15 protein-coding genes and 1 pseudogene are annotated in these 16,405 nt (G+C 54.0%); 7 read left to right on the forward strand and 9 right to left on the reverse strand.

What is annotated here, in order from left to right:
* The first annotated feature begins 1 nt into the window (after position 1).
* Positions 2-376, forward strand: coding sequence for a hypothetical protein (locus tag AC1D1M_RS27375; protein WP_477778096.1), 375 nt, complete (start codon positions 2-4; stop codon positions 374-376).
* 779 nt (positions 377-1,155) lie between these two features.
* Here AC1D1M_RS27375 and AC1D1M_RS27380 read toward each other — a convergent pair.
* From AC1D1M_RS27380 to AC1D1M_RS27390, 3 genes are read right to left on the reverse strand one after another with little or no spacing between them, the layout of a single operon-like run.
* Positions 1,156-2,664 carry a tripartite tricarboxylate transporter permease gene (locus tag AC1D1M_RS27380; RefSeq protein ID WP_477778097.1) on the reverse strand — a complete coding sequence of 503 codons (1,509 nt, stop codon included), beginning with the start codon at positions 2,662-2,664 and terminating at the stop codon, positions 1,156-1,158.
* Positions 2,665-2,679: 15 nt separating this feature from the next.
* Positions 2,680-3,162, reverse strand: a complete 483-nt coding sequence (locus AC1D1M_RS27385; RefSeq protein ID WP_477778098.1) for a tripartite tricarboxylate transporter TctB family protein — start codon at positions 3,160-3,162, stop codon at positions 2,680-2,682.
* 1 nt (position 3,163) lies between these two features.
* Positions 3,164-4,129 (reverse strand): Bug family tripartite tricarboxylate transporter substrate binding protein, encoded by a 966-nt coding sequence (locus AC1D1M_RS27390; protein ID WP_477778099.1) that lies wholly within the window; start codon positions 4,127-4,129, stop codon positions 3,164-3,166.
* 361 nt (positions 4,130-4,490) lie between these two features.
* Here AC1D1M_RS27390 and AC1D1M_RS27395 point away from each other — a divergent pair, with 361 nt between their 5' ends.
* The 4 genes from AC1D1M_RS27395 to AC1D1M_RS27410 all read left to right on the forward strand — a co-directional run bounded on the left by AC1D1M_RS27395 (position 4,491) and on the right by AC1D1M_RS27410 (position 9,436).
* A complete protein-coding gene (locus tag AC1D1M_RS27395) occupies positions 4,491-4,748 on the forward strand; it encodes a DUF2790 domain-containing protein (protein WP_477778100.1) in 258 nt (85 codons plus the stop codon).
* Positions 4,749-4,832: 84 nt separating this feature from the next.
* Complete coding sequence (locus tag AC1D1M_RS27400; protein WP_046040381.1) at positions 4,833-5,504, forward strand: heavy metal response regulator transcription factor; 672 nt, start codon at positions 4,833-4,835, stop codon at positions 5,502-5,504.
* 17 nt (positions 5,505-5,521) lie between these two features.
* Positions 5,522-6,943: a heavy metal sensor histidine kinase gene (locus tag AC1D1M_RS27405; protein WP_477778109.1), complete on the forward strand. Its 1,422-nt coding sequence runs from the start codon at positions 5,522-5,524 to the stop codon at positions 6,941-6,943.
* Between the two features lie 108 nt (positions 6,944-7,051).
* On the forward strand, positions 7,052-9,436 hold the full coding sequence (locus tag AC1D1M_RS27410; RefSeq protein ID WP_477778101.1) for a DUF3772 domain-containing protein: 2,385 nt from the start codon (positions 7,052-7,054) through the stop codon (positions 9,434-9,436).
* A gap of 192 nt (positions 9,437-9,628) precedes the next feature.
* On the opposite strand, the gene AC1D1M_RS27415 is transcribed toward AC1D1M_RS27410, so the two are convergent.
* The 6 genes and pseudogenes from AC1D1M_RS27415 to AC1D1M_RS27440 form a co-directional block, all read right to left on the reverse strand.
* Positions 9,629-10,363: an AAA family ATPase gene (locus AC1D1M_RS27415; RefSeq protein WP_477760462.1), complete on the reverse strand. Its 735-nt coding sequence runs from the start codon at positions 10,361-10,363 to the stop codon at positions 9,629-9,631.
* On the reverse strand, positions 10,363-11,106 hold the full coding sequence (locus tag AC1D1M_RS27420) for an ABC transporter permease (RefSeq protein WP_477778102.1): 744 nt from the start codon (positions 11,104-11,106) through the stop codon (positions 10,363-10,365). The genes AC1D1M_RS27415 and AC1D1M_RS27420 overlap by 1 nt, the downstream gene beginning before the upstream one ends.
* An 11-nt stretch (positions 11,107-11,117) precedes the next feature.
* Entirely contained in the window at positions 11,118-12,317 is a 1,200-nt protein-coding gene (locus tag AC1D1M_RS27425; RefSeq protein WP_477778103.1) for a YcaO-like family protein, read from the reverse strand.
* Entirely contained in the window at positions 12,304-13,107 is an 804-nt protein-coding gene (locus tag AC1D1M_RS27430) for a nitroreductase family protein (protein ID WP_115947508.1), read from the reverse strand. The genes AC1D1M_RS27425 and AC1D1M_RS27430 overlap by 14 nt, the downstream gene beginning before the upstream one ends.
* On the reverse strand, positions 13,104-13,961 hold the full coding sequence (locus tag AC1D1M_RS27435) for an McbB family protein (RefSeq protein ID WP_477778104.1): 858 nt from the start codon (positions 13,959-13,961) through the stop codon (positions 13,104-13,106). Before AC1D1M_RS27435 ends, AC1D1M_RS27430 begins: the two co-directional genes overlap by 4 nt.
* Positions 13,962-14,693: 732 nt before the next feature.
* Positions 14,694-14,867: pseudogene (locus AC1D1M_RS27440) on the reverse strand (AraC family transcriptional regulator); the annotation flags it as partial.
* A gap of 250 nt (positions 14,868-15,117) precedes the next feature.
* Between AC1D1M_RS27440 and AC1D1M_RS27445 the strand changes: the two are divergent.
* Positions 15,118-15,336 (forward strand): DUF4287 domain-containing protein, encoded by a 219-nt coding sequence (locus tag AC1D1M_RS27445; protein WP_477778105.1) that lies wholly within the window; start codon positions 15,118-15,120, stop codon positions 15,334-15,336.
* A 136-nt stretch (positions 15,337-15,472) separates the two neighbouring features.
* Positions 15,473-16,144, forward strand: a complete 672-nt coding sequence (locus tag AC1D1M_RS27450) for a class I SAM-dependent methyltransferase (protein WP_477778106.1) — start codon at positions 15,473-15,475, stop codon at positions 16,142-16,144.
* Positions 16,145-16,405: the final 261 nt, after the last annotated feature.

Below are 16,405 nucleotides of genomic sequence, written 5' to 3' on the forward strand. Positions count from 1 at the left end.
CATGAACAAAATGTCTACTACATTGTTATTCTTAGCGATTGCAGCACCTCAGTTCGTGAAAGCTGAGTGCGCCGAGGCATATTGGATTCCTTTTGATGCCGAGCTATACACCCCTGAGAGCGAGTCATCAATTGAGGCGCGTGCATTTGAGAAGCGAGCCATATCTGTCTCTGCAGCAGAGTCGTTAAGCCCTCAACTATTTCCTAGCCATGAGGCACCCGACTACAAGCCTGGAAATACAAGAGCTCTTATTCGCCTTCCGGGAAAAGAAATTTACATTGATCGATTTGGCTGGATTCGCCAAGGCAACACTTATGGCAAGGCAAGTGCACCAGAAATTGAAGAAAAGTTATCGACGCCATGCGTTGATAAATAGCCCTGTAGGACGGGGCATTTACCCCGTGTAAAACAGAACGCTACGACTTAGGCTGTAGCGTTCCCACCAAATCTCGCTCTTGAGCGCATCAACGATCTCTCGCGCTGCGGCGTAGTCGCTCAGCTGTTTGATATTGGGGCCAGCCGTTTCAACTTCCCCAGCAGGGTGTTCAGATTTTTTCGGTTTTAAGTATCAGGTTAGGCCGGCACGGTGTTACGTTGAGCCAGCGCCTACAAGTGTGGGGCCAGAAAGTTTGATACCGTCTGCTGGCTAAGATTGATACCCTGGGCCGAAAAACTTTGAACACCCCGCTGTAAGCACGGAAGAGTTGCTGTGTACTATATTTAGGCCGGCCGGATTAGACAACGGGTATTAATACAATGAAAAAATCATACTGCTTTTTTTGCTAATAGCCCAAACCGGCTGCAAGCAGATTAAAATAGATACATGTTTGGACAATGGCGGCCGCTGGAACCATGAAAAAAGTCAGTGTGAGTACAAATAACATAGCCACATCTAATTTCCATATAATCTAGCGTGCCATACTTGCTCGCGGCTACCGATTTTCCCGCCCCCTCGGCACCGGCCTTGCGCCGGTGTTTTCTTGCCAACAAGATTACGGCGCCCCCCCCAAGCTGTAACGGCCATCAAAATCACTTTCTAAAACGAGAGCGTCTCCGGCAACTAGATCGCCAATACTGTTCTATTACAACTGAGGCCCCATATTAGTAAATCCGCTCACACATTAATTGCATTTGACTCACAGACATTCGATGCGCTCAATCATCCTCATGCAACTTTATGCCGCGTTTATGCAACACATGGGGCACCACCAGCACCAGCAGCGTCAGGGCGAGGAAGAACGCCGAGATCGGCTGCGTGACGAACACCGTCCAGTCGCCCTGGCTGATGGACAAGGCGTTGCGCAGTTGTTTCTCCGCCATCGGCCCCAGCAGCATGCCGACGATCACCGGGGCGACGGGGAAGTCGAAGCGGCGCATCAGCACCCCGCCCCAGCCAATGGCCAACATCAGGATCAGGTCGAAGGATGAGTGGCGCATGCCATACACGCCGATGGTGGCGAATACGAGGATGCCGGCGTTCAGGTACGGCCGGGGGATTTGCAGCAGTTTGACCCACAGCCCCACCAGCGGCAGGTTCAACACCAGCAGAATCGCGTTGCCGATGTACAGCGAGGCCACCAGCGTCCAGACCAGGTCGGCGGAGGTTTCGAACAGCATCGGCCCCGGTTGCAGGTTGTAGTTCTGGAACGCCGCCAACAGGATCGCAGCGGTCGCGGACGTCGGGATGCCCAGGGTCAGCAACGGTACCAGGGACCCAGTCGCGCTGGCGTTGTTGGCCGCTTCCGGGCCGGCGACGCCTTCGATGGCGCCCTCGCCCTTGTTGGCGGAAAACTCCTTGGGATACTTGCTGAGTTTGCGTTCGGTGGAATAGGACAGGAAAGTCGGAATCTCGGCGCCACCGGCCGGAATCGAACCAAACGGAAAACCGATCAGCGTGCCCCGAAGCCACGCGGGCACCGAGCGTTTCCAGTCAGCGCGGGTCATCCACAACGAGGTCAGGCGGTGCCGGCCCTCGTTGGCTTCTGTCTGATAGAGCAAGCTGTACAAGGCCTCGCCCACCGCGAACAAACCGACCGCCACCAGCACCACCTCGATACCGTCCACCAGTTCGGGAACGCCCAACGTGTAGCGGGCAATACCCGAGGTCGAATCCAGGCCGATCAAACCGATGGTCAGCCCAACGCCCAGCGAGGCAAAGCCGCGCAGCATCGAGGCGCCGAGCACCGCCGACACGGTGGTGAACGACAGCACCAGGATCGCGAAGTATTCGGTCGGACCGAAGTTCAGTGCCAGCCTGGCCACGATGGGCGCAAACAGCGTCAGCAAAATCGTGGCGATGGTGCCGGCGACGAAGGAGCCGATCGCCGCCGTTGCCAGCGCAGGCCCGGCCCGGCCGTTGCGCGCCATCAGGTTGCCTTCCAGCGCCGTGACCATCGACGACGACTCGCCAGGGGTGTTGAGCAGAATCGAAGTGGTGGAACCGCCGAACTGCGCGCCGTAGTAGATACCGGCGAACATGATGAGCGCGCCAGTGGGGTCGACCTTGGCGGTGATCGGCAGCAGCAGCGCCACCGTCAACGCCGGACCGATCCCCGGCAACACGCCGATGGCGGTACCAAGCAGGCAGCCGATGAACCCCCACATCAGATTGATCGGTGTCAGCGCCGCGGAAAAACCCATCGCCAGGCTTGAAAGAATGTCCACAGTGTCGATCTCCTTTCAAAGCCAGATGTTGATCAGCGACGGCAGGGAAACCCCCAGCCCGGCGTTGAACAGCCAGTAGATCGGCAGGGTCAAGGCAATGCCGATGGCCAGGTCCCGCAGCGGATGACGGCTGCCAAAACCCCGCGCCGAACAGGCAAACAGCAATCCGGCGGCCAGCACGAAACCGATGAGGTTGATCAGCACCGCCACCCCGACAAGCCCCGCGGTCACCCAGGCCGCACCGGCTTTTCCACCGGGCACCGTCGGGGTGTCGTTATCCAGTTCGCGAAAGCCGCCACTGATGGCCTGATACCCCAGCAGCAGCCCCACTGCGCCCAGAAACCCTGCCACGACAAAGGGATAAACGTACGCCGGGAGGATGACGAAGCCCATTTCGGGCGGAAACCGGTAGGCACCAATCGCCAACACGACGCTGATGGCGATCAGGCCGATGCCGACCGCCAATTGCGTCGGCACCACTGCGCGTAGTGTGGCCATTTCAAATCAGCCCGACCTTGACCAGCATGGCGTGCAACCGCACGTGTTCTTCCTCGACGAATTTGCCGAACTCATCGCCGGTCAGCACGCTGGGCGTCCAGGCGTTGGTCTGGATATTGTCCTGCCAGACCTTGCTGTTGGTGGCGGCCACGACAGCGTCGATCACTTCTTTACGCTGCTGCGGGGTGAGGCCCGCTGCACCGTAAACGCCGCGCCAGTTGCCGATCGTCACGTCATAGCCGCTCTCCTTGAGGGTCGGTGCCTCAATGCCGGGAACGCGCTCCGGCGCGCCGATGGCCAGGACCCGGAACTGACCGGTCTTGATGTATTGGCCCAGCTCGGCGTAACCGCCGGTGATCACCTTGAGCTGGCCGCCCAGCGCCTGGGCAACCACCTCGCCACCGCCACCGAAGGCTACGTAGTTGACCTTGTTGACCGGCACGTCCAGCTTGCCCGCCAGTTCGGCGATGCCGATGTGATCCACCGAGCCCTTGGAGCCACCGCCCCAGGTGATGCTCGTTGGATTGGCCTTGAAAGCCTTGATCAGGTCATCGAGGGTCTTGTATTCAGACTCCTTGCGCACGGCGATCACGTTGTACTCGGTGAACAACCGTGCAATGGGTGTCACATCCTTCAGGCTGATCTGCGGTTTGTTCTGTTCGATGCCCGAGACCATGATCGCCCCGACCACCAACAGTGCATTCGGATCGCCCTTGGTGCTGTTGGCAAATTGCGCCAGCCCCAGGGTTCCGCCCGCCCCGCCCTTGTTCTCGAAGGTCACGGCCTTGGCCGTATTGGCTTCGACCATGGCCTTGCCCAGCACCCGGGCGGTCTGGTCGTAACCACCGCCCACCGAGCCCGGGGCCATGAATTTCACGGTATCCAGCGCGAAGGCGGGGGCGACAAGCACGGCAGCGGTCAAACCAGCGGCCATGCAGCGACTGAAACGACGGATCAAAGCGGACATGGGCATCTCCTGATTGCATTGTTTTTATAGGTGCCGTTTGCCCATCGAGGTGTGCGATGAACATGGGCCTGCGAACAAGCTTAGGCCATGGATCCGTGGGTTGATTTGTTTTAAAGCGCTGCACCACCCTGTGGGAGCGAGCTTGCTCGCGATGACGGAGTGTCAGTCGACATTTTCGGTGTCTGACACACCGCTATCGCGAGCAAGCTCGCTCCCACAGGGACCTGGGTGCTCTCGCCATCCTTTCATTACAACTTTGTCATCAAGCTGTTGGTCGGCTGTCCGGATCGCCTCGTTAACCTGAACTCACTGTCAGGCCAACCACCGGCAGCCACCCTGCCCTTGTAGAGAGAGATTCGTCATGAAAATGTTGATCGCGGGCTTTGCCGCCCTGCTCGCCACCGGTTCGGCGTTTGCCGCTACCCAGTCCACCTCGCCGGTCATCCACGACAAAGACGGCTTCTATGTCCCGGTGGATGTGGCCAAAGTGCTGTCGATGACCGACCTCAACGGCAAGTGCGGCATCGTCCCGGCGCAGTTCAACTACCTCGACCACCAGGGTCGCGAACACCAGCTGGACTATCAGGTCCAGGGCGTGAGTTGCCTTGGTGAGAACTGATCCGATGCCTGCCGTCGCCGCTGATCGGGCTACACTTGCGCCACTGATGCGCCCCCGTAGCCCGACCGAAACAGGCAGGTCCCGATGAACATCCTCGTAGTCGAAGACGAACCCAAGGCCGGCAATTACCTGCTCAACGGCCTGCAGGAACTCGGATACACGGTGAGCCTGGCGCGGGACGGCGTCGATGGCTTGCACCTGGCCCTGGAACACGATTTCGACGTGATCGTGCTGGACGTCATGATGCCGAAGATGGATGGCTGGGAAGTCCTGCGCCGCTTGCGCAAGGAAGCCGATACACCGGTGCTGTTCCTCACCGCCCGGGATGACATCGCCGACCGCATCAAAGGCCTGGAACTGGGCGCCGACGATTACCTGATCAAGCCGTTTTCCTTCGCTGAACTGGTGGCACGCCTGCGCACCCTGACCCGACGCGGCCCTACCCGGGAAGAAGAACACCTGCACGTCGACGACCTGCAGATCGACGTGCTCAAGCGTCGCGTCAGCCGCGCCGGCAACCGCATCACCCTGACCAACAAGGAGTTCGCCCTGCTGCACCTGTTCGCCACGCATCAGGGCGAAGTGCTGTCACGCTCGATGATCGCCTCGCGGGTCTGGGACATGAATTTCGACAGCGACACCAATGTCGTCGATGTCGCCGTGCGCCGCCTGCGCCTGAAAATCGATGATCCGTTCCCGCTCAAGCTGATCCACAGCGTGCGCGGCATCGGCTACCGCTTCGACACTCAACCCTGAACGCCCCCGTGAATGCCATGACGCCGCTGCAATCCGCCTCTCGCCTCAGCCACTCCCTGACCCTGCGTCTGGCGCTGGTGTTTGCCCTGCTGGCGTTTGTCTCGCTGGCGCTGCTTGGCGTGGCGCTGTACCGCGACCTGGAGCGCGAGTTGATCCGTCGCGACGACATTGCCCTGATCACCCGCATCGACCAGTTGCGCACCTTCCTCAACGACAGTAATACCCTGGACCTGATCAAGGCCAAACCGGCGCTGTTCCAGAACATGATGGGCAACCGCGAGGCCCTGCTGACCATCGGCACCCCTGGCCAGCCGCCGTTGCTGGTGGTCAACCCGGGCAACCTGAAGATGCCGGTGCTGACCCCGGTGGCGATGGATCATCGGCTGACCCTGGACGACGTGCAGCATTTGCCCAACGTCAATGGCGTGCCGTTTTCCGCCCTGGCGGCGACCATCGACTCGGGTGATCTAGGCAGCCTGCAAGTGGTGACCGGGCGCCTGATGACCGAACGCACCGCCGTGCTCGCCGACTACCGGCTCAATGTGTACCTGTTCGCCAGCGTCGCGGCGATTCTGCTGGCGTTGTCCGGTTATGTGCTGGTGCATCGCGGCCTGTTGCCCGTGCGGCGCCTGGCCCGCCACACCCAGAGCATCGACGTCGGCAACCTCAATGAACGCCTCGACAGCCAGGGCGCGCCGCTGGAGCTGTTGCCCATGATCGACGCCTTCAACGCCATGCTCGACCGGCTGGACAAAGGCTTCATCCAACTGGGCCAGGTATCGACCGACATGGCCCACGAACTGCGCACGCCGATCAACAACCTGCTCGGTGAAACCCAGGTGGCCTTGCAGCAGAACCGCAGCACCGACGCCTATCAACAGCTGTTGGCCTCGAATGTCGAAGAGCTTGAACGCCTGGCGCGCATGCTCGACAACATGCTGTTTCTGGCCCGCACCGATCCGCGCAGTGCCTTGCGTCAGCGTCAGGAACTGGATGCCGCCGACGAAATGCAACGCATGGCCGACTATTTCGAAGGCCCGGCGACCGACGTTGGCATCTGCATCGATGCCCAGGGCAGCGGTTTGATCTGGGCCGAGCCCATGTTGCTGCGGCGTGCATTGGCCAATCTGTGCGCCAACGCCATCAAGTACGGCGCCCCGCATTCCGAGCTGTACATCCACGCCACCCCGACCGCCGACGGCATCCAGGTGCAAGTGCGCAACCACGGCCCGACCATCCCGGCCCAGCATCTGTCACGGCTGTTCGAACGCTTCTACCGGGTCGACGAGTCCCGCGAACGCTCGGCCCAATCCAATGGCCTGGGCCTGTCGATCGTGGCGACGATCATGCAACTGCACAACGGTGCCTGCCACGTCAGCAGTGCCGACGGCATCACCTGCTTCGAACTGTTTTTCCCGGCGCGGCAACAGCATGAGTAGCGCCCGGGCGAAAACCAGCCGGGGCACTTTCGACAAAACATCGCTCCAGGGTGCGTGTCATGACCTAACCTCATTGGCTAAGTGACTAACAACCCGTCGAGCACACCGATGTTCAATGTCTTGAAGTCAATGATTTACGTCGCCTTCGCGCTTCTGGCGGCCAGCCCGGGATGGCTGTTGGCGGCGGACATGGCCGACGCCCTTGCTCCCGCCCCCGCAGCCCCGGTCATCAGCATCCCCGACAGCGATCTACTGGGCTTGCAAAACCAGCTGAACAGCCTCAAGCAGCAGGTGTCCCAGGCCAGCAATTACACCCAACTGGAAAGCTCACAGGACCTGGTGCAAGTACTCATTCAGGATATTGATCGTCTGCATGCATCGCTGCTGCCCGGGCAGGCGCAGTTGCAAGCGCAACTCAACGTGCTGGGGCCAGTGCTGCTCGACGAGAACGCACTGGTGACCTCTGCCATTACCACCCAACGAGACACCCTCGGCGAGCAAAAAAACAAGCTCGATAGCCAACTCAAAACCCTGGCTGCGCTGAAAATAAGTGCCGCCGAGCTGATCACCCAGATTGGCAGCATTCGGCGCAGCCTGATCGAAGCGGAAGTGACCCAGCAAACCAGCAGTATCTTGAACCCGGGCTTCTGGTCGCCATTGTTCGATCTTCCGATCGATGACCGTCAACGTTTCAACGCCCTCATCCAGCAACTCGAGGCCACGCACCGGGCTGCCTGGCAACCCGGACAACGCGGGATCACGGCCGCCCTGCTGATCCTGGCCCTGGCCATCTGGACCGTGGGGCGAAAGCTCGCCGGCCGGGCTCTGGCATGGGTGTGCATCCATCGAATGCCTGAAGGCCGGTTGCGGCGCAGCTCCCTTGCGCTGGCATCGGTAGTGGCGACGGTGCTGACCGCCGGCATCGCCCTGCAACTGCTGCATTTTGCTGGGACCCGGCAACTGCCCTACACCCCGCTGCTGGCCGATCTGGCGCAGTATCTGGAAAAGCTGGCCTATACCTGCGTGCTGATCACCGGGTTGAGTCGCGCGTTGCTATCGACCAAACATCCTTCATGGCGCCTGCCCGATATTGCCGATCCGGTGGCGCTGGCGATGGAACCCTATCCAAGGTTGCTGGCAAGCCTGCTGCTGGTGCTGGTGACCCTGGTGCAGATGAGCAATGTCACCGGCATGAGCGCCGAAGTGGTGCTGTTCGGTCGGGGCATCGTGGCGTTGGTCGCGGCACTGGTAATCGGCGCGCTGCTGTTGCGCGTCAGCAAGACGCGCCGAGACTTGATAGTTGCCGGAGAGGCTCCCGAAGGCGTCACCACCTACGCCGGCCTGATTTATACGTTTACCGGCTTTGCCGTGGTGGTGTCCCTGTTCGCCCTGGTGATCGGCTACGTGACAATGGCCCGGTTCATCACCTACGAAATGGTCTGGATATTCATCATCTTCGCCGGTTTCTACCTGCTCACACAGGTTTACCAGGACACCTGCGACTACCTTTTTTCGCCCAGGCAACCCGCCGGCAAGGCCATCAAACAGCTACTGGGCATCGGCAATCCACGGCTGGAGCAGATCTGCACCGTGTTTTCCGGCGCAGGCCGCGCCATCCTGATGCTGATCGGCATCATTGCGTTGTTTGTCGGTGGGGTCGGTACGACGCTCGGGCAACTGGTCACCGGCACCGCGGCCATTCTCGGTGGTGAAGGGCTGCGCAAGCTGAACATCGTCCCGGACAACCTGGTCAATGCCATCCTCGCCCTGGTGATCGGCATCTACCTGATTCGCTCATTACGGCGCTGGCTGGATAACGAGTTCCTGCCGAAAACCGAGATGGACCCGGGCATGTGCGCCTCGTTGAGCACCCTGTTTGCCAACATCGGCTACGTGTCCGTCGTCCTGCTCACGCTGGCGTCGCTGGGGATCAAGTGGACCAACCTGGCCTGGATCGTCAGTGCCCTGTCAGTGGGCATCGGCTTCGGCCTTCAGGAAATCGTGAAGAACTTCATCTCCGGCCTGATCCTGCTGACCGAGCGCCCGGTGAAGGTCGGCGACCTGATCAGCATCAGCGGAGTCGAAGGCGATATACGACGGATCAACGTGCGGGCCACGGAAATACAACTCGCCGACCGCTCGATCATGATCGTGCCCAACTCCCACCTGATTTCGCAGAACCTGCGCAACGTCACCCTCGGCGGCAGCGCCCAGGGCGTGGTGATACTCGAACTGATGTTCCCGTTGGACATCGATCCGGAGCTGGTGCAGAACCTGCTGCTCGACACCTTCACCGAACACGAATCCATTCTGGATAAACCGGTGCCATTTTTGCGCTTCAGTCAGCTGAAACCCGAAGGCATCACGTTGACCATCACCGGTTATGTCGGCAGCCCACGCACGGTCGGCGCGATCAAAAGCGAGCTGCTGTTTGAAATTCTCAAGCGGCTGGGTGCCGCCGGGATTGAACTGGCGAAACCGCCTGCCGTGTGATGTTCGTTCACACGCCAGACTTGAACGCCTTGTGCGACGACTGCACGGTGCGCTCGACGATTTCCAGCGGTGCGCAGGTTTTTCCCTGCGTACCAGTTGTATTGGCGGTTGTGCCAAATTGATCAATTGATAAGACGATTACGCGTTTGCGCGATCGGCACCTGTACTGGCTAAATACGTGTGACCTTGTCATTACTTTTGAACAGAAGGTGCCGTGAACCCGGGTGCGGCAGCCGCACGGATAAAAGCTTCGTCCAGTGTGCTTGCGTCGTAGCGACTCATGAACTCCTTGCCTGAACTGAACGGTTTAAACTGTTGTTCGCTGATCATGTAGAAGTTATCGCAATTGCTTGCTACCTCCTCAATGTTATGGGATGACACTAGAATCGCCGCTCCTTCATTAGCAGCTCCACGCAAACACTTCCAAATATAATGTCTGAATTCAGGATCAACTCCAGCGGTGGGTTCATCCAGTATCACCAGATCTGCATCGACGGCCAGCAACGATAGAGTAAAGAACCAACGTTTTTCACCGTAACTACACACGGAAGATTTTTTTATCCAGATTTCCTTATATCGCTCAACTATTTCTGGGCTCCACACAGCGAGTTTTTTCAAAGCCTGCTCTTGCGATATTCGGTTCGAAGAGCAAAGCAAAGTTGTCATTTTAAAGATATCGAACATACGCAGCACGGGGGGAGTCATGATTGTCTGCGATAGATAAAGCCGGCTGACAAAACTATTGACAAGCTGTCCTTCACTCGGCTTTTTCAGGCCACACACAATATCGAAAAACGTTGTCTTTCCGGAACCGTTTGGACCTAGTAGACCGGTAATACAGCCTGGAACCACATTGATAGATGCATCATTGAATATTGTTTTTTCAGAAAACCCGAAGCAAAGTGATTTAGCTTTAATAATGCCCATTAATATCGACTCCACACTGGATTTACGCGCATAAATCGTAGCGACAACAAAAAGACCAAAACAAATGAAATTAGAATTCCAAATATCAGAATGGAGTGTTTTTCAAAACCTCCAGTCATAATTTCATTCGCAACATACAGTGGATTAAATACATTGACAAAATCGATTGCAGGGTGCGAGCCGTGAATACTGAGAATACCTGACGCAAGCATCCCAAATGACGTTATTGAGAAAACGGTATTGGCGTTCTGAAAATTTACAGGCAACAAGCTCAACAAAATCCCGAGCACACAAAACAGCACATAGCAGATATAAAACCGAGAAAAAATCAATAAGAGCTCAGCCATATCAAAGTCCCCAAAAGGAAAACAGGTCAACGTATAGAAAGCGGTACAGTAAATCAAAGCAATAAGTGAATAAGCAAAAAACTGTGCCAACATAAATATCAGCCTCGCTTCGGACGCATATACAAACGACCTAATAAATCCGCTTTCCCTTCTACCCACGATATAAAAGGAGAAGCCAAAAAAAGCGACACTTGAAGAAATATAAGAGTAAAACCAGGAAGTGCTTTCTAGATAGCTAATGTCCGAAGGAGAAAATCCTCCCCTGGAGTAAGCCAGCAAATAATAGGTTGCTGCTGGGGAGACAATTATCCAAAATAGCGCAACAGGTTCTTTTAGCTGCTCTTTCATAAATAACCGCGCAAGTGCGAAAGATCTTGGTATTGTAAAATTTGACATAGGTCACCTTTTCATGGGAATGGAACCATAATTTTTTTCCGCTCAGAAAGTATCTGACTCGAAAATTTTTCAGAGTATTTATTTCGGAAATTTATCCCCCTAGAGTTATTCATATGCAGAAATAAATCGGGAGAAACAAACTTGCAGAAAAAATACAAACCGCTATGCATAGCAAGAGAATTAATATAGAGATAACCATCAATCTGCTGAGACTTTAGCGTAGCCAAAAGACCAGACAAGCTAAAATCAAGCGATGACTCTGATGTGTCGAAGCCACGAGATTTGACAGAAATTATCTCTTTGTATGTTTCATAAGTATTGCAGCTTAAAAAATATTTTAAATACGAATCTTCAACTTCCTCGACATCACTCTCAGTAGCTCGAAAAAAATCAATAAATCTGTAGGTTTGCCACAATTCATGGATCGACTTTTCAAGTGCGGCGCTTTGCGTTTCTGCATACGACATACCGGCGCAGTACCTAACATGACGTTTGCTATCCTTTTGACCGTAAACAGCCAGCAAACATGAACCGGGATAATCAGGATCAGATATATCGATGATCGTAATCTCACCTGACTTACATAGTGCGCCGTATAACATACTAACGCGACTTTCGCTCAGGGCCACTTTGATATCAGACTCCGAAATTAGTCGAACGCATTCTTTTGTGAGCCAAAATCTTGCTAGAAACTGCCTTTCCAAATATTCCTTTATTGACCCAAATACTGCATCTTCAAATCGATAATGAAAACTACAACCACAGGTATCTCGCAGAGGATATATTGCATTTTCACTTTCAATTTTATGATAATTAAGAGAAATACATGCGGTAGGTATGTGACAACAAGAAAAATCCGATACGCGCAATACCTCCGTCAAATTATATGAATGTTTGGCAAGCTGTGCGGATGTCAAATTACTCTCATTAGTTTGAGAAAAAGCATAGATAAATTTGCTAGCTTCCAATCTCGTCAATGAATGATTGATATCCCCCATTACGTCAGACTTAACCTCCATATAAAAATGTCGTCTTTCAAAGTACTCACCTAGCGCCGCCTTTATAGAAGTTGAACCGTTTCCTATTCCAGACCCTCCGTTTAACCACGGATCTTCCACTTCAACGGAAAATGGAAGAGATAGTAAACAGGCCGGCTGACAAATCAGAGCCCCTGGTAACGATGAGTAGTAACTAGAGTTATATAGGATCACATTGTTCACCAATAAAGTGCACACACATAGGAAAGAAAAGCGTTGGATTAAGACCTATTGCCTTACTCAGCATCGTGTCTGTGTACGCGGACCACAACCTGCATCGCAACCCAAGCTTTTTAGCTTGCAATTCGATGAGCATATAAATTGATCCGACCTCCATTAGCGCAAGTCTGTACCCTCGATACCTGTATTTGAACAGCGTTTTAGGTATGTAGACGGCATAAACTATTGCTATACGCGGTGTACCAATATTTCCTGGAGCAGACAAAATTGCATTTTTAAGGTCATGGATATTTTGTGTATCCTGCATTACTTCAAACCCTCTCGACTGCGGTAGTAAATGCAATATTTTTTCAGGACAGGGCCAACTTTTCTCATCTTCCATGAGAGAACAAACAAACACTTCAACTGGATATAGCGCACCGCCGCTTGGGTATCCACGCTTATAACTATCCTCTCTTAATGAAAGCATAGGGGAGATTAGTTTTTCGACCTTGGAAAAATCTATATTTGCGCTAGAAAAAGCTTCACAAGATTCATTACGACAAACAATCGAATCCCTATTTAATTGAGAGCGAACTGGAAGAACCAAATTAAGATCTGGGTAAAGCCTAAGTTCATTCCCGGTCAATTTGGCAAGCTGCTCATCGCTGACATTGTGGAGACGAGTAGCATGTTTGAACGCGTCGTGAATCGTATAATTTCCCTTTGCATGAAAATCCAGAGTCTCTGCATGAACAGTTGAGCTCATAAACTTTAGATAGTAGTCATGGGGTATATATTTCATCCCTGCATCCTCAGGCAGTCGCACATATGCCAGTGAGAAACCGGGACATCTCTCACAAAACTACCATTAAAATCAATGTAAGAGTCTTGAAGTATATTATCTTGATAGCGACATTCGCCATCAAGACTCGCTAGCAACTTTATTTTATTAATAATCGCACCAACAACCAAAGATCGCTGCAGAATATTTAGCGGACTGGTAGGAACTGCTATATGCTTGCTTTTGCAAAACCGCAGGAGCTTTGACCAAGTACTCCTGCTACTGTGATACTCTTCATAGTTTATCAGTCTGTCTATGCTACAAAAATGACATGGATTTCCGACTTTCGGCAAATATGGTTGACTAATGCAGTAAGAATTACCCGTACGATAACAAACACTGATCGCGCTGTCCGGCGCCACACTTACAAGATCGAAGTATATTTTCTCTATAAAATCATAATCATAGTTCATGCAAGCGATAACTATGTAATACTTCTTACCCAAAACAACATCCTTGAGCGATTCTGAGATATTTCTTACTTCCAGCGGAGTATCAATTTCACTTCTCAACAACTCTTCAAAGTCGCTATTTTCACTCCAATCATGGGCCACGATCGTTTTTTCAAAATACACGCTACCAACGTTTTCCCTGATGGAGAGTGTTTTTTCTAAAAACTCATAAGCGGCCTCTGGATTCAAACCATGCTCCGACAAAATTTCATTGAACTCATCCTTTGAAATATTTTTATAGCTCTTTAATTTAGTCAGGGCCGCCAGCAATGGTGGCGAGCTTATCTTCGATACCCCTCTTTTTGAAACCACCAAATTACCAGCAGGAAAATTAAGAATTTCATAACTTTGTATATTGATCATTACGCAGATCCTTTGCATGGCTTTTCTGGCCAAGACCAGAAAAGCCATGTTCGATGAGTCATCAGTCGTTGTCGGAGGATACTTGGGTAGTTACAGCATTCCCGCCGCTACCACCGCTACCGCCACTTCCACCTTTACAACCTCCCCCACCCCCACATCCACCACTACCTCCACATCCACCTTGACTACCGGAGCCTCCAGCCATATGTGGACATGAGCCGTATTCAAACTCATCGCCAAAATAAAGAACGTCTCCAAAATTTTCGCTATTCATCAGTGATTACTCGCAGTTAGAGGAAGCGCCACCAGAATTAGTGACACCTCTATATTTAGTAATTTTCAGAACTTGGCGCAAGAGGTCATTTTTTTTGATGTAGGAACTTTCACTCAATATTTCAGGAAGATTCGCGCAAGATATCCGGTTCGCTTTTAGTTTACTTCAAGTTTAAAAAATCGCATCACATTCACAGATATCCATAAGCATTTAAAAACCCACATCAAAATTGACTCCAAACTGAAACAGCCCGAATAGCACCGCACTCAGACTTTTGTAGGACGGAGTAAGAAATTTCTTATTTTTTAAAGGTTCTTTTTTTGAACTGGGCTTTTGAATTCAAATAAAGACGACGGACGGTAATCTTGATAGTCGGATGGCATTCGGTGGTGAGGCTGTAGATGGCGACGAAGGTACCCACTACGTTGTTGGCGGTGATGTTTGAGGGAGTGTGCTGCTCAGTTCGTGCAACTGGGAAAAAACGCGCCCGCCCACAGAGTTTCAAACGAGGCATTGATGTAGCACTTACGGTACTCGTCAGGAGAAACACCGAAGCGGACCTTGAACGCTGTAGAGAAATAGCTGGAATCGTTGAAGCCCCAGGCATGACCCTGTGCACACAGTTTACCCTCGCCCTGATCGATCTCATGTTGAGTGCGGAACAACTGAGCCTGGGCCACGTCGACAAAACTCATATTCAGTTCACCGCTGCGGTACTCATCGATAGAGCCCGCAAACCTGCGCTCAAGAACAAGAACGGATGCCACGCCATGCTCAAGTCCCCCTTGCTTCGTCTCTCGGACGATAGACTCGTTGACGGCAAATAAGTAACGTAACCGGCGCTGTTTTCGAACCTGGAAAATCGAAAAGGGAGTTTGCATCGTGACCGAAGATACAAAAACGAAAGGACCGGCTTCGTACTTCCCGTCAATTGAAAAAAAGTATGGGCAACCGATCACCCATTGGCTGGATCTGCTCAAAACCGTCAGCAACAAGAAACACATGGAAATGGTGACCTGGCTCAAAACCGAGCACGGTATGGGTCATGGCCACGCTAACGCGTTGGTTGCCTATCATTTGGCAAGCACCAAAGGCGACTAGCCACGCGTCCATCCTTCGCTGCGCTGTCGGTGGAACCGGCCAGAACCGGTTCCACCTTCAAATCGTCTGTACTGGCAATGGCTGATTGGCGCCCTTGCCCTATCCTTTGATCCAAACCATAGCGCCGGACAACGACATGCCCGCCCCCGAATCCATCCTCCTCGACAGTTGGCACCACAACGCCCAGGCCTGGATCGAAGCCATCCGCACGGGCACCATCGAAAGCCGCCTCAAGGTCACCGACCAGGCCATCCTGCTGGCGGTGCTCGGCCGCCAGCCCGAGCGTGTGCTCGACCTGGGTTGCGGTGAAGGCTGGTTGTTGCGTGCGCTGGCAGACCGGGGTATCGAGGCGGTCGGTGTCGATGGCGATGCGACGCTGGTGGAGGCGGCGCGGGTGGCGGGTTCATCGCCGGTGCATGTGGCGAGTTATGAAGCCTTGGCAGAGGCGCAAGTCGACATCGGCCGCGACTACAACCTGATCTGCGCCAACTTCGCCCTGCTGCATCAGGACATCATCCCCCTGCTCGCCGCCATGAACAGCCTTCTCGCCCCGGGAGGCGCGCTGGTGATCCAGACGCTGCATCCGTGGACGACTGCGGTGGGCGATTATCAGGATGGCTGGCGGGAAGAAACCTTCTCCACGTTCAAGGGGCAGTGGCAGCCGATGCCGTGGTATTTTCGCACGTTGTCCAGTTGGCTGAACGCGCTGGACATGGCGGGCTTTGTGCTGACCAGCTTGCAAGAGCCGCAGCACCCGCAAAGCCCTGTGCCACAGTCGTTGTTATTGGTGGTCGAGCCACGGCGCTGAGTGTTGCAAATCCTTTGGAAGTGGTCTGGCAGTCGCTGCATCGCTGGCTGTCATGCCGTCATCGCGAGCAAGCTCGCTCCCACAGGTACAGCGGCTGTACGCAAAATCTGCGAACTACCCAAATCACTGTGGGAGCGAGCTTGCTCGCGATGAGGCCGGCACATTCAGCATCGGTGTCGCCTGACACTCCGTCATCGCGAGCAAGCTCGCTCCCACAGGTTCAGCGGTTTGAACACAAAATCTGCGAACCACCCAAATTAC

Source organism: Pseudomonas sp. P1_F7, assembly GCF_056405655.1.